Origin of the sequence: Aliidiomarina celeris (genome assembly GCF_003316875.1) — a bacterium.
Taxonomy (GTDB): Bacteria; Pseudomonadota; Gammaproteobacteria; order Enterobacterales; family Alteromonadaceae; genus Aliidiomarina; species Aliidiomarina celeris.
In genome coordinates, this window is record NZ_QMIL01000002.1 from 180,774 (window position 1) to 200,581 (window position 19,808).

The window sequence follows — 19,808 nt, forward strand, 5'->3', positions numbered from 1 at the left end:
TGCGGCAATGCGTTTTCATTCTAAATGAAAACTATTATCCTTTAATCATGTTCAGAGTCAATTCGCTAAATTTTTACGTTAAGCCCCCAATCTTTCTTCGCTTGTACGGCCAGTTGCTCCCTAAACTGAGGTGCGGCGATTCCTACCAGCGCTTGCGCGCGTTCTTGCATGGAACGAGCGCGTAAGTTGGCAACGCCATATTCAGTAACAATGTAATGCACGTGAGCTCGGGTAGTCACCACGCCGGCGCCGGGATTGAGCAAGCTGGTAATACGCGAGACCGAACCGCCTGCTGCAGTGGCGGGCAGGGCAATAATCGAGCGGCCGCCCTCAGAAAGTGCAGCACCGCGAACGAAGTCCATTTGCCCGCCGACACCCGAATAAATTTGCGTACCAATGGAGTCGGCACACACTTGACCACTTAAGTCGACCTGTAAGGCGCTATTAATAGATACCGTTTGTGGATTTTTGCGAATTACCGAGGTGTCGTTGGTGTATTCCACATCTAAAAACGCAACTTCTGGGTTGTCATCCACAAAGTCGTAGAGCGCTTGCGAGCCCATAGCGAAAGTGGTGACAATACGGCCGCGGTGCTTGCGCTTGTATGCGTTGGTAATAACGCCACTTTGTACCAAAGGCAAAATGCCGTCGGAAAACATTTCCGTATGAATGCCTAAATCTTTGTGGTTGCCAAGACAGGCAAGGGTGGCATCAGGAATGGCGCCAATGCCCATTTGTAGGCAGTCACGGTCGCCAATTAAACTGGCAACCTGCTCACCAATAGTGCGTGTAATTTCATTTTGCTTTGGCGCACCGTGCAAGCACATGGGCGCTTCATGAATAACATAGCGGTCGATATCACGAATATGAATGTTGGTGTCGCCATGGGTTCTTGGCATGCGCGGGTTGATCCATGCAATAACTTTTTTCGCCATTTGTACGGCTGCTCGGGTCGCCTCAACCGAAACGCCGAGGCTACACCAGCCGTGCGCGTCGGGTGGCGAAACTTGAACAATAACGGCGTCAACCGGTTGCTCACCACTGCGAAACATTTTCGGAATTTCAGACAAAAACGCCGGCACGTAGTCGGCCAAGCCGTTCTGTACTGCGCTACGCGTGGAGCGTCCAACAAAGAATGCGCGCTGCCGAATATGCTTTGCTAACTCAGGTGTATTTAAGCACTCGCTTCCTTCCGTGTGCAGTTGCATAAGGGTGAGATTCTTTCGGTGCGGGGCAAGCTCAACCAAACCTTCCAATAAAAACCGCGGGGTTGCCGCCATGGAATGACACCAAATTAAGTCGTTGTCTTGAATAATATCAAGCGCTTCGAGCGCACTGGCACACTGCATTAAAAATCCTTATCGAGAAAAACGATTAAAACAATCTGTTGCTTATAGTTCCAAAAGTTATAAGCTTATGCCATATTAGCAGTCGCTAATCAAAGGGCGCAAGCCTAAACACTCTTGGAGACGAAAAATGACTGACGTAACTGTAACATTCCCACAATTGAACCAACCAGCACCTGAGTTTACCGCGAAAACAACTCATGGTGTAAAATCACTGTCTGACTACAAAGGTAAATGGGTTGTTTTATTTTCTCACCCGGCTGACTTTACCCCTGTATGTACCACTGAGTTTTCTGCCTTTGCGACACGCCAAGAGCAATTCGCTGAATTAAATTGTGAGTTATTAGGCTTGTCGATTGACAGTGTGCACTCACATATTGCGTGGGCGCGTAACATTGAGCAAAACTTTGGGGTGAAAATTGGCTTCCCAATTATTGCCGACTTGTCCATGGAAGTTGCTCACAAATATGGCATGATTCAACCGGGAGCAAGCGACACTTCAGCAGTTCGCGCTACCTTTATTATCGACCCTGAAGGCGTGTTACGTGCCATGGTTTATTACCCAATGAGCAACGGCCGTAGCGTAGACGAGTTCCTTCGTGTGCTGAAAGCGTTACAAACCAGCGACACCCATAAAGTGGCAACTCCAGAAAATTGGCAGCCAGGCGACGACGTTATTGTTCCACCACCAGCCACTATGGACGAAGCCGCTGCCCGTGAAGGCCAAGGCTACCAGTACACCGATTGGTACTTTAGCAAGAAAAGCCTGTAAGTAGGTTTAGGCCATATAGTGATCATGGGTGGGCAATATTGTGCTCACCCGCATTCAGGAGGCGTTATGACACAGCAGTTTACCGTAAAAGCTTTTCTCGATAGCGACAGCGAAACCTTTAGCTACGTTGTGGCTGATCCCACCACTGCGAAGGCGGTGATTATCGATCCGGTACTGGATTTCGATTACAAGTCAGGTCGCACGAAAACAGACAGTGCAGAACAAATTCTCGCCTATGTAACCGAACAAAAGCTTAATGTGGAGTGGGTGTTAGAAACCCATGCCCATGCTGATCACCTTTCGGCCGCACCGTTTTTTCGTGAAAAACTCGGCGCAAAAGTGGGTATTGGTGTTGAAATTAAACAAGTGCAAAACATCTTTAAAAAGGTGTTTAACTTAGAAAAAGAATTTTTGCCCAATGGCGCACAGTTCGATCGGCTGTTTGACGACGGCGATGTGCTTATGGTTGGCAATTTAAACATTCGGGTACTGCATACGCCGGGGCACACGCCAGCAGACTTGGCTTACATTATTAATGAACAAGCCGCTTTTGTTGGCGACACCTTATTTATGCCCGACGTTGGCACCGCGCGCTGTGACTTCCCTGGTGGCAGTGCAAAAACCTTGTATCAATCGATTCATAAGCTCTTGGCATTGCCTGCAGAAACCAAAATTTATGTGTGCCACGACTACCCCACCGAAGGTCGTGAGCATGAATATGAAACTACGGTCGCGGCACAAAAGGCAAATAATATTCATGTAGGAGGTGGCACCTCTGAGGCCGACTTTGTTGCGCGTCGTGAAGCACGAGACGCAACGCTCGAAATGCCGCGCCTTATATTGCCGTCTATTCAGGTGAATATTCGTGCAGGGCACATGCCGCCCGCCGACGAAACGGGCACTGTGTATTTGAAGGTGCCGATTAATCAGTTGTAACAACTGAGGTACGCAGTTGAACTTTCGATAAGTTTTTATTGTGTTTTGACAGCATGAGGCGACGCACAACGCGCCGAAAAATAAAGGAACGACCATGATCAATGCAGTAATCGGTGCCATTCTGATTGGGCTTAGCCTTGGTGTATTTGGTTCGGGCGGCTCAATTTTAACGGTTCCGGTATTAATGTACCTTGTGAATATGCCCGCTGACATGGCTATCGCATCATCGCTATTAGTGGTTGCGGGCATTAGCTTGTTCGGTGCCAGCTTGCACATCCGTAAACGGCTTATTTCTTGGCCGCATGTATTGTTATTTGGTGTGCCTGGCATGCTGGGAACCTATGGCGGTGCTTGGGCTGGAGCTTATATCGACCCGCGTTGGCAACTCTTGGTGTTTGTGGTGCTGATGCTCATTGCTGCAGTGCTGATGTGGCGGAACAAGCCAGTCGATGCGCCGGTAACCGACTTACCAAAGAAAATTCAGGTTGGTCGAGTTATCGCAGACGGTCTCCTTGTTGGTGCTATTACTGGTTTTGTGGGCGTCGGCGGCGGCTTTCTCATTGTTCCCGCGTTGGTTTTACTGGGCGGTTTGGCACTGCCGTTAGCCATTGGTACGAGCTTGTTTATTATCGCCATGAAGTCGGTGGTGGGATTTGCCAAATACTACCAAGTGCTAAGCGCGCTTGATCAGAGCTTCAATTGGCCTGTACTCGCAATCATGATTCTCGGCGGGGTTTTGGGTAGCGGGCTCGGCGTCTATATCGGTACCCGGTTACCGAAGCAAAAATTGCAAAAAGGCTTCTCCGTATTTCTGGTGATTATGGGTGTATTTGTGTTGGTTCGCTCGGTGTTGTAACTCGGTTTAGGGAAATGGCTTAAAGGAGAGTATTGAATGGTTAAGAATTCAAATGAAATTGTAGCGCAAGCAAAAACGCGTATTAGCGAAGTGAGCGTGCAGGAACTTGCACAGGTGATGGAAAATCATCACAGCATTGTAATTGACGTGCGTGAACCCGACGAGTTTGCAGCAGGGTTTATTGACCGCAGCGTAAACTACCCGCGTGGCGTGTTAGAAATGCGCATTCACCAACATCCACAGGTGAGTAGCCATTGCGACACAAATGCCGCGTTAAACGAGCTGGCAAATCAGCCCGTGTATTTGATTTGCCGCTCTGGAGCGCGTTCGGCGCTCGCCGCCGATGCCTTGCAAAACATGGGCTTTACCCAAGTATTTTCTGTAGCGGGCGGTTTTAACGCTTGGAAAGAAGCCGGCTATCCTGTTGAGGTCTAGTTCACAGTACTTTGTTCTGAGTTCTGAGTTCTGAGTTCTGAGTTTTACGCAAAAGTCTCGGGTGGTGTAAACGCATAGCCCGAGGCCTCTAAATGTTTTCCCAACGCCAAAAGTGCACTTTCATGATGGTGCGGCGCGCTCAACGACAAGCCAATAGGTAAACCTTCGCCATTAAGGCCGGTGGGCAGCGTGAGCACTGGGTGGCCGGTGAGATTGTAAAACGCCACAAACGGAAAGCAGTAATCAATATAGGGAATGGTTTCGCCGTCGAGCACAATACCTTTGTGCTTCGGGTTATGCGAAAAAGCAGGGCCCAGCGAGGTGGGGCTAATCACCGCGTTCAAGCCTGCAAAACTACGATTAACCTCCGCAATAAGTTCTTCACGCTCGCGAAGCGCTGCGCTAAAGGCTTTGAAGTTTAAGCTTAAACCGGTTTTTAATTCGCCAGCCGCAGGTAAACGGGAGGCCTTCAGCGCGGGGGTGAATTTCAAGTAGAACAATTTGCGTAATGGCCACGACAAGTTTTGCCCCATCATAAAACCGAACAGCAGTCCCCATAGCTTGAGCATGCGTTCTGCCAGTTGAGTGTCGATGCGAATTCTCGTTACCTCAGCGCCCTGAGCTTGTAAGGTAGAGCTGAGCGTGCTCATGGCTTTACGCACGTCATTACCGGCTTGTAAGCCATAAAGCGTGTCGAAATAACCAATTTTAAAGCCTTTCAGCGGCAACGAAGACTGCGCATCAATGCTGGCGTCGGGCGCTGTATTGATCGGCAAGTAGCGCTTGCGCTGCCAGTCCGGTTGGTAAAGCACTGAATAGGCAAGTTCAAGGTCAGCCGCACTGCGGGCCAAAGGGCCGGTGTGGTTCATTACACTTACGCCCACATTTTGTTCCGGATAGGGCGGCACATGGCCGTCGGAGGCATAGCCGTTTTCCGTTGGTTTTAAGCCGAATAGGCCACAATAATGAGAGGGATTACGAATAGAGCCACCAATATCACTGCCGAGTTCTAGCGCCGACAAGCCCGCGGCAACAGCCGCCGCACCGCCGCCAGTACTGCCACCCGGGGTACGCGACAGGTCAAAGGGGTTATTTGCCGTAGGGTAAAGCGGGCCAAAGGTTTGTGAGTCGGCGAGCAGCGTTGGCACATTGGTTTTGCCAAGAATAACCGCACCGGCATTGAGCAGGCGATCCACCAAAACCGAGGTTTCTTTTGCCACATAGTTTTTATAAAGCGGAAAGTTCACTGTAGAAGGGGTGTCTTGCCACAAGAAGCATTCTTTAATGGAAATAGGCACACCGTTCAGTGGTCGCGCCGCCTTTTCCTCCGCCGACGCCATGTCGGCACGCAGGGCTAATTTAAGCGTGCGTTCGCGGTCGTTGTAAATAAAGGCATTAAGCTTCGCGTTAACGTTATAAATACGTGCCAATTGCGCATGAACTAACTCTTCGCTGGATATTGAGCCTGTTCTTATTGCTTCTGCTTGAGCGGTTGCCGACAAATAGTGCATGCGGTGCCTCTTTGAACTGAAAACCCGTTTATTCGAGATTAACGTATACTGAGGCATAACGTGATAATTTCTTGGGATTTCGATGTTTAGCTATTCGTTTTTGAAGACTTTGTGGCGCAGTCGCTTGCCTGCACTGCCCTTTTTCATATTTGCTTCCTTTGCGTTGGCAGGATGCACCGGTGTTCCCGACTCGGTGGAGCCGGTTAGCCCTTTTACGTTGAAACGTTACCTCGGCGAATGGCATGAAGTAGCCCGCATGGATCATCGGTTTGAAAGAGGGCTTACTCGGGTGACCGCAGAATACAGCATGCGCGACGACGGCGGGGTTCGGGTTATTAATCGCGGCTACAACGCAGAAAAAGGTGAGTGGAACGAAGCAGAGGGCCGAGCCTATTTTGTCGGCGAGCCTAATATTGGCCGTTTAAAAGTGTCGTTCTTTGGGCCCTTTTACGGTGCGTATAACATTGCAAAATTAGAGCCCGACTATTCTATGGCGCTTGTTATTGGGCCGAACTTTGATTATCTATGGATTTTGGCGCGAGAACCAAACCCGGCGCCGGAAAAATGCCAAACTTATGCGGATTACGCAGCAAGTTTAGGTGCCGACGTGAGTGCGCTGATTTGGTTGTCGGATTGTTTACCGTAGCGAGCGCATTTATGGGTGACCTTTCGCCCGAAATTTGATGTAGAACAAAGAACCTCGCTAACCGTGGCAAACCATTTCAAAACATTGACCTAGCGCAAGTTTTCCGCCTGCCAAAAGCGCAAAATACGCTCATCTTGAAATGAGGAGCGTGTTTATGAAGAAACTATCTTTACCCTTAGCCGTATTCGCCGGTTTAGCCCTTTCAGCCGCCCCTGCATTTGCCGAATTGTCGGTAAATGTGGGTGCCATTAGCGTAATGCCAAGCGACAGCAGTAGCTCACTCAACGTAGTGGAAACAGTGGCGGGTTTGCCAGCGAACTCAACGGGTGTAAGTGTGAATAACAACACACAACTGGGTTTAACCTTCGACTATAAACTCAACTCGAATTGGGCTGTGCAGGTTATTGCAGCAACGCCTTTTAGCCACGACATTAGCGGTACGGGAACACTTGACGGTTTGCGCATTGGCGAAACCAAGCACCTGCCGCCCACTCTAATGGGCCAATACTACTTTAATGTAAGCAATAGTAAGTTTGAGCCGTTTGTGGGTGTGGGCATTAATTACACTACGTTCTTTAATACTAAGGCTAATGCTGAATTGGTCACTACGCTTGAAGCAATTGGCGCGACCACAGCCACGGATCGGGTATCGATTAAACTCGATGATTCTTGGGGTTTAGCACTGCAAGCGGGCTTTAACTACGCCGTTTCGGAAACCGTAGGGGTTCACTTTATGGTGAGTAAAATTCAACTCGACACCGACGCCGCTGTGCGCGTAAATGGCACGACGATTGAGCAAGTGAATGTAACCATTGACCCGCTCGTGGCAATGCTCGGGGTACGTTGGTCGTTCTAATTAAACTGTTAAATTTTTAAGCGCCAAGGGGAAACCTACGGCGCTTTTTTGTTCTTTCTTTCTCTCATACACCGCTCTACAATTCCTCCCTTCGTAACGAAGCCGAGTTCGAGGACAAAAACGTATGGCGGACACAGAAAAGGCCTGCCCTTGTGGTTCAGGGCAAGCTTATGCAAGCTGCTGCGAACCTTTGCATTTACAGCAACAGGTTGCACAAACACCAGAACAGCTGATGCGCTCGCGATATAGTGCTTTTGCGCTCGCAAATGCAGCGTATTTAATGCAAACGTGGCACAAAAGTACACGACCCGTTTTAAAGTTAGAGAACAATCCCGAATGGGTAAAATTGCAAGTTTTAAGCAGCAGCGCAAAGGGAAATCAAGGTTTTGTGCATTTTCGTGCGTTTTATCACGACGGAGAAAACTTACAAATGCTCGACGAAAAGTCGCGTTTTGTGTGCGAGCAAGGCCAGTGGTTTTATCTCGACGGCGACTACTAGCGGCTTCACGCTGACATTCCAAGCGTTGCTTACTGAGCCGCTTCTACGCGTTCAATTTCAGCCCAAATTTTTTCACTTTCGTCGGTCAGTTCAGCATACAAACGCATGTCGCCTTTTCTTTGGGCATTCATGGCTTGCTCTAATTTTTGCGCATATTGCTTACGCAGGGCCTTAGTCGGGTTACGCTTTAGAAAGTTAAACATGATTGCACCTCAACAGAACTTCAAACACCTGTTACGGGTAAAGCGGGTACTTTGTTCATACCAAGCGATAAATAGGCCACAAATAAATGCTTTCGCGTTACTATAGCGCCTCGTTCTCACTCTTTCGCTGCTTTTATAAGCGGCGAATTTAACCAACATTGGACACCCATGGCGCTACAAGCAACTCCGTATAAAGTTGAGCTCGACATTTCAAATGTAGACCAAGGTATTTACGACAGCGTAAAAATTGTGGTGGCGCGCCATCCCTCCGAAACTGAACTTCGTTTAACGGCCCGAATACTGGCTTACGCGCTTTATTATCATGAACACTTAAAGTTTGGTCGGGGCCTTTCCGACGCCGACGAACCCGCGTTATGGCAAGTTAACTTAGCAGGAGTGATCGAGCATTGGATTGACGTAGGCCAACCTGACCCTGAACGCATGCTGAAAAGCAGTCGAAAGGCGCCATTATGTTCCGTTGTGGCGTATGGCAACATTCGTGTGTGGGCCGATAAAACGCTCCCTAAAATTGCAGACATAAACAATTTGTCGATTGTTGCCTTGCCAGAAAACGAACACCAAGCGCTGAGTGCTATGGTGCAACGTAACATGCACTGGGGCGTAATGATTACCGACAACGTAGTGTATGTAAGCGATGAAAATGGCCAAGTGGCGATGCCTTTGGCCATTTTAAAAGAGCCCAATTAACGGTAAGTTACTATCGGCTAGAAATGATAGCCAACGCCGAACTGCATAGATGAGCCTTCGTTAAAATAAATTTTAGCGCTGGCGGATAACCGTTCCGAAAAATAGTACCGAGCACCGGCTGAGAAGTCTGTATCGGTGCTACCCCCAAAACTATACAGAGAAGCGCCTGCGCTTATTTCCAGTGGCTCAGAGAGCATGTGGCGAAAAACGGCACGGGCGCCAAAACCGGTTTCGGAGTCTGACACGCTCCAACTTTGGCCGCCAAAACTGTCGGAATAGTCTATTTTGGCATAAAGAATTAATGGCCCAGTTTGCAAAAAGGTGCGGCTATTAAGCGGCATAAGATAGTCGATCCCTAATGCCAGTGTGGCGGTGTCTAGGCTAGCGCCCATTGCAGAATCGGAGCTGTAGAACACTTCACCGTTCACAATCCAACGGTCCGACATGGCTGTGTTAAATACAATGCCAGCGCCATTGCTACCGCCGTCCATAGTGGCGTAACTGGCGTCGATAAACTGCGTAGACGGTTGGCTCGCATAAACGCTGGCTGAACTTAACGCCAAGAGCAGCGAACTCAGAATTAATTTTTGCACGCGTGATTTTTTAATTAGGAATGTTTGCATATTTAAAGTTTCCTCCGTGAATAAAGCAGTATTCTGAACTGCACGATTTAGAGTAGAGCCTCAAACGCTCCTTGTCGCGGCCTAAGTAACTGGGCAATCGCTGAAAAATATGAGCTTTCGACAGGCTACACCTCGCTGTAAATCTGGTATAAAAGTAGCGCGTGCCATTTAATGAGGTGAAGTGAGCAAACACGCAGCAAACCCTCGCCCAATCGGGCGGGAATATAAGCCGTTGTTGACAGTGGCGGAAAAATAAAGCAAATACCACTGGTTCAAAGACTTTGATGCGATTGCATTGCAGCAAAGCTGTATCAATCTTGATAAATTGTTTAACAGTTTCTTTAACCCACACTCCCGGCGCGCTATCTCACGTTCGAGCGCAAGCACGGCAAGCAATCCAGCTATCACTGCATGAGCGTTGATTGTGGTAATAACTGGATTAAAGTGCCGAATCCACGCTTTTTGAAGAAAGCCAGTGCCAATCTGCGCCGTACCGCGTTGCCGATGGCGAATAACTTTTTGATACCCTAGGGTTGCAATCTGATACCCTAAGGTTATATATTGATACCTAAGGGTGTCAATGTGGTGCCCATAATGAGGATAAAGTTATGTCAGATTGGTCACCAGAAGCGCAAGCGCAGTCTCTTAAGTACGCGGCATGGGTGTCGTTAATTACAGGTGTGTACTTTTCAATTCTATTGGTCGACAAATGGCTCGGTTATGCGGGCGTCAATACGGGGTTCTTTCCACAAGCCTTAATGGTGTTAGTGGCTATGCTGTTCATTGGCGTGGTGAGCCGCTTAAGCGTGAATAACTACAAACTTTGTGGTGGCTGGCGCGAAATTTTTGGTGTTTACAGCGACGAATTTACCCGTGAAACCAGCCGCAAGGCTAACTCCCGAGCCTTCGTGGGCTTGTTGTTAGTGCTAATTCCCGGTTTTCTGATTGGCGAGAAGTGGTCGGAAACCACATTGGGTAGCTATGTAACCGTGAGTAGTTTTAGCTTAATGCTGATTGTGGTAGGCACCAGCGTATGGGCCGCTTCCGTATTATGGGAAATGCGTGAGCAAGGAGACGCTGAACATGGATGAGCGGCTGTTGAACCAGCTACCTGCCTTGCGCGCACAAAAAGGTGTGTCGCAGCAGGAGCTCGCTGACGCTATTGGGGTGTCTCGTAAAACGATTAGTACTATAGAAACCAAGCGCTTTACCCCTTCTGTAGTTATTGCACTGAAGCTTGCGGCTTACTTCAATAGGCCAGTAGAGCAGGTGTTTTATTTTGAACAGACCTAACCAGTCGTGGTTTGCTGCCATCGTTGCTATACTTAGCCTTTAATTTTCAGGCGCAATGCCTGTATAGGCAGGCAGCAAATGGCAACTACTGATTTCTCTAACCTAGACTTCTCCACTTTGGGTCTTTCGAGCGAACAACTCACAACCTTGCAGGGCCTTGGATACTCCCAAATGACCGCTGTTCAGGCAGAGAGTTTGCCGGCAATTTTAGCGGGGCAAGATGTAATAGCTCAGGCCAAAACGGGTTCAGGGAAAACCGCTGCGTTTGGCTTAGGGCTTATTGCCAAGCTTGAACCGAGTGATTTTTCAGTGCAAGCCTTAGTGTTGTGCCCTACCCGTGAGCTCGCCGAGCAAGTGGCCGAAGAAATCCGTAGGCTCGCGAGAAACCTTCCGAATATTAAGGTATTGACGCTCTGCGGTGGGGTACCGGCGCGCGCGCAAATACAGTCGCTCGAACATGGGGCTCACGTTATTGTGGGTACCCCGGGTCGGGTGTTGGATCACTTAGGCCAGAATAGAATTGACCTTTCGTCATTAAAGTTTTTGGTGCTCGACGAAGCGGATCGTATGCTCGACATGGGCTTTGCCGACGATATGAAGCGGATTATTCAGGCTACACCAGCTGAGCGCCAAACCTTACTTTTTAGCGCCACATTTCCTGCCGAAATTTCTGCAATTGCCAAGGCTTTTATGCAGTCCCCCAAGCATGTGGAGATAGAGCAAGCAACGGATGCAAGCCTTATTGAACAGTTCTTCTATCAGGTAAGTAACCAAAACCGTGAAGACGCAGTCATTCAGTTGTTGCTGGATCGTAACCCGAGCAATGCAATTTTGTTCTGCAATACCAAGCGCAGTGCGAATGCGTTGTACACCTTGTTGCGTAATTATGGCTTTAGTGTGCGGCCCCTGCATGGCGACTTAGAGCAAAGAGAACGTGAGCAAAACCTAATGCTCCTGAACAACGGCAGTGTGCGTATTGTGGTCGCAACAGATGTAGCGGCTCGAGGGCTAGACATTAAAGCACTGGATTTAGTGCTCAATGTTGAAATGGCGCACGACACGGAAACTCATATTCACCGCGTTGGCCGTACCGGCCGAGCAGGAGAAAAAGGCTTGGCGTTAACGCTGCTTACCTCTGCAGACGACTATAAATTCAGCCTATTGCAAGAAGCCATGCCAGCGCTAGGAGATTCCCGACCGCTGCCTAAAGCCAATGCGTCAAGCTCAAAAACACCAGAACCTGCGGCCATGGCCACCATTCAAATTATGGCGGGCAAGAAAGATAAAATTCGACCTGGTGATATTGTGGGGGCTTTAACCAGCACTCAGCAGATAAGCGCGGAGCAGGTTGGAAAAATTGCCGTACAAGCGCAAGTAAGCTATGTGGCGGTAGAAAAAAACAAAGCCAAACAGGCTCTGAATGTACTCACGCAAAATAAGCTGAAAGGGCGCCGCTGCAGGGCGCACCTTATATAGCAACTAGCTTCAGGAGCCGAGTTGGCGTAAATAGTCGTCGTAGCTGCCGCTGAAGTCGCGAACGCCGGTGTCGGTAATTTCAATAATACGGTTGGCTAACGACGACACAAATTCGCGGTCATGGCTGACGAAAATAAGCGTGCCTTTGTAATCCTCCAAGGCCATGTTCAGCGCCTCGATAGACTCCATATCGAGGTGGTTAGTGGGTTCGTCCATTACCAAAATGTTAGGGCTTTGCAGCATCAGCTTGCCGAAGATCATCCGGCCTTTTTCTCCCCCCGATAATATTTTCACTGGCTTTTTTATGTCGTCTTGTGAGAACAGCATTCGGCCGAGTACACCGCGCACGTTCTGTTCGTCGTGCTCGGGCTTCATCCACTGGCTCATCCATTCAAACACGTTCATGTTCGGTGGGAACATGTCACCGTGATCTTGCGGGCAGTAGCCAATATTGGCGTTTTCAGACCATTTATAGCTACCGCTCGTTGGCGCGTAATCGCCCATCAAGCATTTCAGTAAGGTGGTTTTACCAATACCATTGGCGCCTAAAATCGCTACCTTTTCTTCAACTTCAATATGAGTGGATAGTTGATTCAACACCTGGTGGTCGTCGAAAGACTTGCTCAGCTTTTCAATTTCTAACGCCAAGCGGTAGAGCTTTTTGTCTTGCTCAAATCGAATATAGGGGCTAATGCGGCTCGACGCCTTTACTTCAGTAAGCTGAATTTTCTCGATTTGTCGCGCCCGCGAGGTGGCTTGTTTCGCCTTTGAAGCATTGGCAGAAAAGCGGCTGACAAAACTTTGCAACTCGGCAATTTTGTCTTTCTTTTTAGCGTTATCGGAAAGTAATTGTTCGCGCGCTTGTGTGGCGGCGAACATGTAGTCGTCGTAATTGCCGGGGTATAAACGCAATTCACCGTAGTCGATATCCGCCATATGGGTGCACACACTATTCAAGAAGTGACGATCGTGCGAAATAATTATCATGGTGCTGTTACGTTCGGCCAGTACGTTTTCCAACCAGCGAATGGTATTAATGTCGAGGTTGTTGGTGGGTTCGTCGAGCAACATAATGTCGGGGTCGGAAAACAAAACTTGGGCCAGCAGTACGCGAATTTTAAGGCCAGGCGCTAATGCCGCCATAAGCTCGAAATGTTGCTCGTTCGGAATACCGAGTGCGGCGAGCAGTTCTTGCGCGCGGGGCTCTGCGGTGTAGCCGTCCATTTCGCCAAATTCAACTTCAAGATCACCCACGCGCATGCCGTCTTCTTCGGTCATATCGCTGGCATAAATACGATCGCGCTCTTCTTTCACTGCCCATAACGCTTCGTGCCCCATAATTACGGTGTCGACCACGGAATATTGTTCGTAAGCGAACTGGTCTTGGCGCAGTTTACCAACCCGCAAGCCGGGCTCTACCGACACGTTCCCAGCAGATGGCTCCAGATCGCCGCTCAATATGCGCATAAAAGTGGACTTTCCACAGCCGTTGGCGCCAATTAAACCGTAGCGATTGCCATTACCGAACTTTACGGAAATGTTTTCAAAAAGGGGTTTTGCACCAAATTGCATGGTGATATTTGCAGCTGAAATCACGAATGGGTACTCAATTAATTAAGGCGGGCACGAACAAAGCGGCCATACACAAGTTGAAAGCGCGCGAGTTTAACAGGAATGCGGCGAATTAACCACCAGCCTGTCCGGCGCTAATTGAGATAGAAAGCAATAGATTGCTCGGATTTTGTGTTGTGGGAAGGTAAAATAGACAGTAACGATTGTCTGGTGCTCTTAGTTAATACCAAAAGCTTAGCCAAGAATTGTAAAAAGGTTTGCAAGAAGCGACATCCATAAGCGGGGCTTTTTACGTAATTAAGCCAGACACTATTGAAAGGACCTTGCCGAGTTTGCGGGAGGTACAGAGAGGTAAAAATGATTTCAGAAGCTGCAAAGCAAGTTCAGCAGGCATTGAGTGACGCCGGCTTAGAAACGCCTATGGTAGAGAATGGGTTGTCTGCAGACGAAAAGTACCAGCGCATTAAAGAGGCCATGGGCACTGTGATCGAGGCGTTGGGCTTAGATACCAGCAACGACAGCTTAGCGGAAACCGCACACCGGATTGCCAAAATGTATGTACACGAAATTTTTTCGGGTCTTGATTACGCGAACTTCCCAAAAATAACCGTAATTGAGAATCAAATGGAAGTGGACGAAATGATTAAGGTGAAAGACATTAGTGTAAATAGCACCTGTGAACACCATTTCGTAACCATTGACGGCATGGCAACCGTCGCCTATATACCGAATCAGCGGGTGATTGGGCTTTCCAAAATTAACCGCTTAGTACAGTTTTTTGCCCAGCGCCCGCAAGTACAAGAGCGCCTCACTCGGCAAATATTAATTGCGCTACAAGTATTACTCGACACCAAAGATGTCGCGGTAACCATTAACGCAACGCATTACTGTGTGAAAGCGCGCGGTGTCATGGACGCCAATTCAAGTACGCAAACCACCGCGCTCGGCGGCGTATTTAAAGAAGACGAGCGCACGCGCTTTGAGTTTTTAACGCGTTAAACGGTCAAGTCGATCCTATGGCGTCGGTTCCGGCCGGTTGTAGAAGTGCTCGAATGGTTTTGTGCAGTTTTTTGTGCTGCAAGGTGAGGGCGTAGAAGTGCTCATAGGCATGAGCGAGGGGCTGAATAACGCGGAGTTGGCCGTTTGCTATTTCGTCTTGCACCACAACTGGGGGGAGCACCGACAGCGCATTTGTGTCGCGGGCCAGTAGTCGGAGCATGGCCATGTCATCGGCTTCCGCACGAATGATGGGTTTAAATAAGTAGTTTGCGCATAGGGTATCGAAACTATTGCGAATTTCAGTGCCTTGTTTGGGCAAAATCCATTCATAGTCAGCAAAGCCTGCGGGGAAGCCGCTGCCATCAATGGCTGTTGCACTCGGGCCAATAATTGCGAGCTGTTGGCGCGACACCAATTGGCTGTTCCAGCGGTGCTTACTAGCCGTGTTCTGCGGCAACAAGTTAGTGAGTGCAAGATCGAGGTCATGGCTCGATAACCCTTCTAAAAGCAATTCCATGCTGTTGGAATGCAGCGTAAAGGTCACCTTTTCGTTGGTCAGTAGTGGGCTTACAAATCGTTCCACAAAGTTCCGTGACAAATTAGAATGCACACCAATATTTACATGTACTTTGTCGGCGTCGAAGCCAGAACGAACAAGCGTTTCGAGTCGCTCTCCTGCGCTAAAAATCTCCTCCGCATAATCGAGTACGCGTTTGCCTTCTGGGGTGAGTATTAGCCCCCTGTTTTCACGGTTAAATAAGGTAACTGTGAGCATGCTTTCCAGCTGTTTAATTTGCATGGAAAGCGCCGATTGCGAAACATGAAGCTGTTTGGCGGCCAAGGTAAGGTTTCCGCTTGACGCAACCCGCCAAAAATAATAAAGATGTTTATAGTTCAGCCGCCTCATGAGGTTTTGCCTAGGTGAATTGGTTTAAGTAAAATAGAACAATACTATAAGATTTATCTATTTTATAGATTAACTTTATTTTGTCACACTCGTCGCACTTGAGTTTAGGGACGATGTAACGAAATGATAAGTTCAATTTTTCTTTGGTTTGTAATCGGTACGTTGTGGGTTGCGGCCCACCGGAGTTTAGCGCGCCGTTTGCCCATTGTCGTAGCGGCGGTAAGCGCATTGTTTGGCGCGTGCTTTGCTTATATGTATCCAGCTCAAGGCTCCTTGTTGGCGGTGACACCGCTGCGACTTCTGCTACTGGCAATGATTTTTCTGGTGGCATGGGCGGTAGTGACCTACTCCAAACAGGCCTTAGCAGAAGAGCCCCGTAAGCCTGTTTATTGGCGTTGGCTGTATGCCACATTAGGTGCGGTTACTCTGGTTATTTTGAGCGATCATCTTTTGTTATTGTGGGGCGCTTGGGTGGCTATTAGTTTGTCGTTGCACAAACTCTTAACCTTTTACCCAGAGCGCCCGCGGGCGAAATTAGCCGCGCACAAGAAATTTATTGTGGCCCGAGTGGCAGAGTTAAGCTTGTTGTTCGCCTTGGTGTTACTGGGCACACACTTTCAAACCTTTTATCTGTCGGAAGTGCTGTTGGCGTGGCAAGCCGAACCGCTACTTGCACCCAGCGTGCAGACTGCAGCTGTTCTCATAGCACTTACGGCGTTGTTGAAAAGTGCCCAATTGCCGGTGCATGGTTGGCTTATTCAGGTGGTTGAAGCGCCCACGCCCGTCTCGGCATTGCTGCACGCCGGCGTGGTGAACTTGGGTGGTTTTTTGTTGCTTATCACTGCGCCCATTACCCTTGCCGTGCCGGCAGCACAATGGCTGGTATTGGTGGTAGCAGGTCTTACCGCCGTGCTGAGCGCGCTGATCATGATTACCCGCGTTAGTATTAAGGTGAAGCTGGCGTGGTCCACCAGCGCGCAAATGGGCATGATGCTGGTGGAAATTGCACTTGGGCTTTATGAGTTAGCGCTGGTGCACTTAATTGCTCACTCTATCTATAAAGCCTACGCCTTTTTGAGCGCCGGCAGTGCAGTAAATCAAACCCTGCTGCGTCGGCTTAGCCCCGCTGCAACCGTACCATGGCAACATTGGCTCGTTGCATTTGTGCTCGCTACAGGGCTCGTTTTAACGGCTACATGGGCTTACGCTAACGTTGCCAACCAGCTCTTTGCAGCCGCCCCTATGGTGCTGCTTAGTGTTTTGTTATTACTTATCGGCGCAATCACGATGCTCGTTGCACAGCGCCATGGCACACTCATTCAAGGTGAGCTCAAACATTACGGGCTCACAGCTCTTGTATTAGTGGGTGCTTACTTCGGATTAAAGTTAATTGCTCACTTGTTTATTCCGCCCAGCATGCCCGTGCATACGGTGTTTTTGAGTGGCGCCGACCTTTGGATCTCTGCCCTCGTGGTGGCGCTCATTACCACCAGTTTACTGCTGCATATGTTTCCCAATACAAAATTTGCAAAGAAGCTGTCGATGATGCTCTTTGCGGGGCTTTACCTCGACGAATGGTCAACCCGATTAACCCTAGTTATTTGGCCTATCCATACGCAACCGCGCGCTTCAGCTGCGTTATTGACAAAAAAGGAGGGATTATATGGCAAACGCTAAGTTGAAACCCGAGCAGCAGAGCGACGCCATTGAGTTTGCAATTGCACGCGCATGCAGCCGAATTGCGCCGACCTGGCCGCTCGATCAGAGCATAGCGGTAAACCCGTGGTGGCAGTTTAAAGACCAACCCTATGCAAAAACGGCTTCAGAGCTAAGCTTGCTGGCAAATGTGAAGGGCTACGCGCCGGCGGCGTTTTATCAAAAAGCCTATGCAGACGGTAAAATAACAGACCAATCGCTAGCGCGCGCAGGCAAACGACTGGGGGTTAATATGCCCAGTGCGCAATTGGTGAGCCAATTGAAAGCGCAAAACGACACACCAACCCTTACCTTGTTTTCTGTAACTGTGGATTCAGCACAAGCAGACCAATTTCGTGGCCGTAATGCAATGCGCTGGCAAGAAGAAATTGTGCATCAAATAAGCCAGTTCTGTGCCGCGCATTTTCAGTCGTTGCGGCCAATGCTAGGCCGTAAGCAAGGTGCCGGAGGGCAGAATAGCGCCCTTTATGGACATTGGTTAGAAGTCACTAGAGTCGACTATGGTTTATCTATTGTGCTTTCGGCGCCGAAACTGCGCAGGCTATTGCAAGAATTGCCAACCAATGCCCACCACGCTATTGCCTTTGTAATTAAGGAAATGGAATTAAAGCAAAAGGATATTGAGCAGTTTGCCTTGGCTTGCCTGTACGACATTCATGGTTGGGCGTCTTGGGTTGCATACCGACAATGGCAAAGCCATACGCCTACTGGCGACCCTTACTATGCAACCAATGTGAATGCCAACGAAATGCGCGAACTCTTGGCAATTCGAATGGCTTGGGAATGGTTGGTATTCACTTATTTAAAGCGCTACAGCGAACCTCTTTTTCGGCGAAGTTTGCATGATTTTCGCGTACTTTGGCAGCGCAAACCAGAATTGCAGGCCGCACATCAGGCGCGCCTTTTTACCTTGCAGGTGTGGTCGCTGGCGCAAGAAATTGAGTATCAGCGTAATGTAGAGCGGCTACTCACAGCGAAAAAAGCCGAACCGGACCACGCCGAAACTCCGTGGCTACAGGCTGTATTTTGTATTGACGTGCGCTCAGAAGTAATGCGCCGAGCACTTGAGCAACAACATGCGGGTATTGAAACCAAAGGTTTTGCGGGCTTTTTTGGGGTTCCGCTGGCGTATCAGCCAAAAGGAACACCCTTTGTGCGCTCGCATACGCCCGGGTTATTGAGCCCGGCGCTGACGGTTGCCGAGGTTTTAGCAGAGCCGGAAATTGAGGCGCGGCTGCAAAAACTGAATCGTAAGGCGCGCATGCAAACGTGGTCTTATGCGGCACCGTCTTCATTCTCTATGGTTGAGAGTATGGGTCTGCTCTACTTACCCAAGCTATTGAAAGGCAGAGTATTAGGCCACGTTGTTAACGACTTGAGCCACGCCTCAGAATGGACAATCAACAACATGTCGGTTGCGAACGAAAGCGATGAAGTTTCCTTAGAAAAGCTAACCGACATTGCCGCTTCGGTGTTAACCGCCATGAGCTTTGACAATTTTGCGCCGCTAGTGTTGCTCGTTGGGCATAGCAGCGAATCGCAAAATAATTTGCAGGCCGCTGCACTCGACTGCGGCGCCTGTTGTGGGCAAAGTGGCGAGGTAAATGCACGGGTGCTCGCGCAAATATTGAATCATGTCGAGGTACGTGCTGGCTTAAAGGCGCGTGGCTTTAGTATTCCCGAACACACCGAGTTTGTGGCTGCCGTGCATAATACAACCACTGACCAGATACGGTTGCTGTCGCCGCATCGTGAGGAAAATACACCGCTGCCACTCGCCCATGTATTTGCAAAAGCACAAGAGGTTGCGCAAAGTGAGCGCATTGCCAATTTTGAGCCTGAAAATAGGCACTTGAGTGCAGAGCAAAAGCGCCAGCTCATGCAGGCTCGTGCGCAAGACTGGGCACAACAGCGCCCTGAATGGGGCCTTGCCAATAACGCCGCATTTATTATCGCTCCACGGGCATGGAGTAAAGGCGTAAACCTTTCTGGCCGGGCATTTTTACACGATTACCAAGCCCACCTTGACCCCAACCAAAAAGTACTGGAGCTGCTCATGACAGCGCCTATGGTGGTGGCGCACTGGATTAACATGCAATACAACCTGTCGGTTTGCGATCCCATTAAATTTGGTAGCGGTAACAAAGTACTGCACAACGCGGTCGGCGGCAGCATTGGTGTGTTTGAAGGCAATGGCGGCGACTTGCGCATAGGGCTGGCACAGCAGTCGGTATTTAAAGGCGAGCAGTGCTTGCATACCCCGCAGCGGCTTACAGTCATTATTGCCGCTGAGCAGGCGGCCATAGCTCAGGTGGTCGCACAACACGAGGTGTTGCAACAACTGATTAATAACGACTGGCTGCATGTGCTGCAATGGCAACAGAACGGTGGTTTTACACGTTTTTACCGAGACCAATGGCAACAAACCCAGATTCAAAACGAAGGAGTTTAATC

At 49.3% G+C, this 19,808-nt stretch carries 20 protein-coding genes; 14 read left to right on the top strand and 6 right to left on the bottom strand.

Translation table 11 applies throughout. From position 1 onward, the window contains the following. Window positions 1-65: 65 nt before the first annotated feature. Window positions 66-1,349, bottom strand: coding sequence for an acetyl-CoA hydrolase/transferase family protein (locus DQW12_RS05065; protein ID WP_113906772.1), 1,284 nt, complete (start codon window positions 1,347-1,349; stop codon window positions 66-68). A gap of 127 nt (window positions 1,350-1,476) precedes the next feature. Here DQW12_RS05065 and DQW12_RS05070 point away from each other — a divergent pair, with 127 nt between their 5' ends. From DQW12_RS05070 to DQW12_RS05085, 4 genes are all read left to right on the top strand, one after another. Next, a complete protein-coding gene (locus DQW12_RS05070; RefSeq protein ID WP_113906773.1) occupies window positions 1,477-2,118 on the top strand; it encodes a peroxiredoxin in 642 nt (213 codons plus the stop codon). A gap of 66 nt (window positions 2,119-2,184) precedes the next feature. Further along, window positions 2,185-3,054, top strand: coding sequence for an MBL fold metallo-hydrolase (locus DQW12_RS05075; protein WP_113906774.1), 870 nt, complete (start codon window positions 2,185-2,187; stop codon window positions 3,052-3,054). 94 nt (window positions 3,055-3,148) lie between these two features. Next, window positions 3,149-3,910, top strand: a complete 762-nt coding sequence (locus DQW12_RS05080) for a sulfite exporter TauE/SafE family protein (protein ID WP_306418740.1) — start codon at window positions 3,149-3,151, stop codon at window positions 3,908-3,910. Window positions 3,911-3,946: 36 nt separating this feature from the next. Beyond that, window positions 3,947-4,345, top strand: coding sequence for a rhodanese-like domain-containing protein (locus DQW12_RS05085; RefSeq protein ID WP_113906775.1), 399 nt, complete (start codon window positions 3,947-3,949; stop codon window positions 4,343-4,345). A gap of 44 nt (window positions 4,346-4,389) precedes the next feature. Here DQW12_RS05085 and DQW12_RS05090 read toward each other — a convergent pair whose 3' ends face one another. After that, a complete protein-coding gene (locus tag DQW12_RS05090) occupies window positions 4,390-5,856 on the bottom strand; it encodes an amidase (RefSeq protein ID WP_157957853.1) in 1,467 nt (488 codons plus the stop codon). Window positions 5,857-5,938: 82 nt separating this feature from the next. On the opposite strand from DQW12_RS05090, the gene DQW12_RS05095 reads away from it, so the two are divergent. From DQW12_RS05095 to DQW12_RS05105, 3 genes are all read left to right on the top strand, one after another. Further along, window positions 5,939-6,502: a lipocalin family protein gene (locus tag DQW12_RS05095; RefSeq protein WP_113906777.1), complete on the top strand. Its 564-nt coding sequence runs from the start codon at window positions 5,939-5,941 to the stop codon at window positions 6,500-6,502. Between the two features lie 154 nt (window positions 6,503-6,656). After that, window positions 6,657-7,358, top strand: a complete 702-nt coding sequence (locus DQW12_RS05100; protein WP_113906778.1) for an OmpW/AlkL family protein — start codon at window positions 6,657-6,659, stop codon at window positions 7,356-7,358. A 124-nt stretch (window positions 7,359-7,482) separates the two neighbouring features. Next, complete coding sequence (locus DQW12_RS05105) at window positions 7,483-7,857, top strand: YchJ family protein (RefSeq protein ID WP_113906779.1); 375 nt, start codon at window positions 7,483-7,485, stop codon at window positions 7,855-7,857. Between the two features lie 29 nt (window positions 7,858-7,886). On the opposite strand, the gene DQW12_RS05110 is transcribed toward DQW12_RS05105, so the two are convergent. Beyond that, complete coding sequence (locus DQW12_RS05110) at window positions 7,887-8,060, bottom strand: DUF6435 family protein (protein WP_113906780.1); 174 nt, start codon at window positions 8,058-8,060, stop codon at window positions 7,887-7,889. 168 nt (window positions 8,061-8,228) lie between these two features. Here DQW12_RS05110 and DQW12_RS05115 point away from each other — a divergent pair, with 168 nt between their 5' ends. Further along, window positions 8,229-8,768, top strand: a complete 540-nt coding sequence (locus tag DQW12_RS05115) for a YaeQ family protein (protein ID WP_113906781.1) — start codon at window positions 8,229-8,231, stop codon at window positions 8,766-8,768. A gap of 17 nt (window positions 8,769-8,785) precedes the next feature. Here DQW12_RS05115 and DQW12_RS05120 read toward each other — a convergent pair whose 3' ends face one another. Then, the gene (locus DQW12_RS05120; RefSeq protein WP_113906782.1) at window positions 8,786-9,391 is read right to left on the bottom strand and encodes a hypothetical protein; all 606 of its coding nucleotides are present in this window, start codon (window positions 9,389-9,391) and stop codon (window positions 8,786-8,788) included. Window positions 9,392-9,999: 608 nt separating this feature from the next. On the opposite strand from DQW12_RS05120, the gene DQW12_RS05125 reads away from it, so the two are divergent. The 3 genes from DQW12_RS05125 to dbpA all read left to right on the top strand — a co-directional run bounded on the left by DQW12_RS05125 (window position 10,000) and on the right by dbpA (window position 12,160). Continuing rightward, a complete protein-coding gene (locus tag DQW12_RS05125; protein ID WP_113906783.1) occupies window positions 10,000-10,482 on the top strand; it encodes a hypothetical protein in 483 nt (160 codons plus the stop codon). After that, window positions 10,475-10,684 (top strand): helix-turn-helix transcriptional regulator, encoded by a 210-nt coding sequence (locus DQW12_RS05130; RefSeq protein WP_113906784.1) that lies wholly within the window; start codon window positions 10,475-10,477, stop codon window positions 10,682-10,684. The genes DQW12_RS05125 and DQW12_RS05130 overlap by 8 nt, the downstream gene beginning before the upstream one ends. 78 nt (window positions 10,685-10,762) lie before the next feature. Further along, entirely contained in the window at window positions 10,763-12,160 is a 1,398-nt protein-coding gene (gene dbpA, locus DQW12_RS05135; RefSeq protein ID WP_113906785.1) for an ATP-dependent RNA helicase DbpA, read from the top strand. Window positions 12,161-12,169: 9 nt separating this feature from the next. Here the strand turns inward: dbpA and DQW12_RS05140 are convergent, their stop codons facing one another. Then, on the bottom strand, window positions 12,170-13,756 hold the full coding sequence (locus DQW12_RS05140; protein WP_113906786.1) for an ABC-F family ATPase: 1,587 nt from the start codon (window positions 13,754-13,756) through the stop codon (window positions 12,170-12,172). Window positions 13,757-14,089: 333 nt separating this feature from the next. Between DQW12_RS05140 and folE the strand changes: the two genes are divergently transcribed. Further along, window positions 14,090-14,731: a GTP cyclohydrolase I FolE gene (folE, locus tag DQW12_RS05145; protein ID WP_113906787.1), complete on the top strand. Its 642-nt coding sequence runs from the start codon at window positions 14,090-14,092 to the stop codon at window positions 14,729-14,731. 4 nt (window positions 14,732-14,735) lie between these two features. Here the strand turns inward: folE and DQW12_RS05150 are convergent, their stop codons facing one another. Next, window positions 14,736-15,638: a LysR family transcriptional regulator gene (locus DQW12_RS05150; protein WP_113906788.1), complete on the bottom strand. Its 903-nt coding sequence runs from the start codon at window positions 15,636-15,638 to the stop codon at window positions 14,736-14,738. Between the two features lie 123 nt (window positions 15,639-15,761). Between DQW12_RS05150 and DQW12_RS05155 the strand changes: the two genes are divergently transcribed. Continuing rightward, window positions 15,762-17,315, top strand: coding sequence for an NADH-quinone oxidoreductase subunit L (locus DQW12_RS05155; RefSeq protein ID WP_113906789.1), 1,554 nt, complete (start codon window positions 15,762-15,764; stop codon window positions 17,313-17,315). Then, window positions 17,302-19,806, top strand: a complete 2,505-nt coding sequence (locus DQW12_RS05160) for a DUF2309 domain-containing protein (RefSeq protein WP_113906790.1) — start codon at window positions 17,302-17,304, stop codon at window positions 19,804-19,806. The genes DQW12_RS05155 and DQW12_RS05160 overlap by 14 nt, the downstream gene beginning before the upstream one ends. Window positions 19,807-19,808: the final 2 nt, after the last annotated feature.

Bases quoted from the DNA above. Each gene is read 5' to 3' on its own strand.
- DQW12_RS05065 (WP_113906772.1), bottom strand. From the start codon at position 1,349: ATGCAGTGTGCCAGTGCGCTCGAAGCGCTTGATATTATTCAAGACAAC.
- DQW12_RS05070 (WP_113906773.1), top strand. From the start codon at position 1,477: ATGACTGACGTAACTGTAACATTCCCACAATTGAACCAACCAGCACCT.
- DQW12_RS05075 (WP_113906774.1), top strand. From the start codon at position 2,185: ATGACACAGCAGTTTACCGTAAAAGCTTTTCTCGATAGCGACAGCGAA.
- DQW12_RS05080 (WP_306418740.1), top strand. From the start codon at position 3,149: ATGATCAATGCAGTAATCGGTGCCATTCTGATTGGGCTTAGCCTTGGT.
- DQW12_RS05085 (WP_113906775.1), top strand. From the start codon at position 3,947: ATGGTTAAGAATTCAAATGAAATTGTAGCGCAAGCAAAAACGCGTATT.
- DQW12_RS05090 (WP_157957853.1), bottom strand. From the start codon at position 5,856: ATGCACTATTTGTCGGCAACCGCTCAAGCAGAAGCAATAAGAACAGGC.
- DQW12_RS05095 (WP_113906777.1), top strand. From the start codon at position 5,939: ATGTTTAGCTATTCGTTTTTGAAGACTTTGTGGCGCAGTCGCTTGCCT.
- DQW12_RS05100 (WP_113906778.1), top strand. From the start codon at position 6,657: ATGAAGAAACTATCTTTACCCTTAGCCGTATTCGCCGGTTTAGCCCTT.
- DQW12_RS05105 (WP_113906779.1), top strand. From the start codon at position 7,483: ATGGCGGACACAGAAAAGGCCTGCCCTTGTGGTTCAGGGCAAGCTTAT.
- DQW12_RS05110 (WP_113906780.1), bottom strand. From the start codon at position 8,060: ATGTTTAACTTTCTAAAGCGTAACCCGACTAAGGCCCTGCGTAAGCAA.
- DQW12_RS05115 (WP_113906781.1), top strand. From the start codon at position 8,229: ATGGCGCTACAAGCAACTCCGTATAAAGTTGAGCTCGACATTTCAAAT.
- DQW12_RS05120 (WP_113906782.1), bottom strand. From the start codon at position 9,391: ATGCAAACATTCCTAATTAAAAAATCACGCGTGCAAAAATTAATTCTG.
- DQW12_RS05125 (WP_113906783.1), top strand. From the start codon at position 10,000: ATGTCAGATTGGTCACCAGAAGCGCAAGCGCAGTCTCTTAAGTACGCG.
- DQW12_RS05130 (WP_113906784.1), top strand. From the start codon at position 10,475: ATGGATGAGCGGCTGTTGAACCAGCTACCTGCCTTGCGCGCACAAAAA.
- dbpA (WP_113906785.1), top strand. From the start codon at position 10,763: ATGGCAACTACTGATTTCTCTAACCTAGACTTCTCCACTTTGGGTCTT.
- folE (WP_113906787.1), top strand. From the start codon at position 14,090: ATGATTTCAGAAGCTGCAAAGCAAGTTCAGCAGGCATTGAGTGACGCC.
- DQW12_RS05150 (WP_113906788.1), bottom strand. From the start codon at position 15,638: ATGAGGCGGCTGAACTATAAACATCTTTATTATTTTTGGCGGGTTGCG.
- DQW12_RS05155 (WP_113906789.1), top strand. From the start codon at position 15,762: ATGATAAGTTCAATTTTTCTTTGGTTTGTAATCGGTACGTTGTGGGTT.
- DQW12_RS05160 (WP_113906790.1), top strand. From the start codon at position 17,302: ATGGCAAACGCTAAGTTGAAACCCGAGCAGCAGAGCGACGCCATTGAG.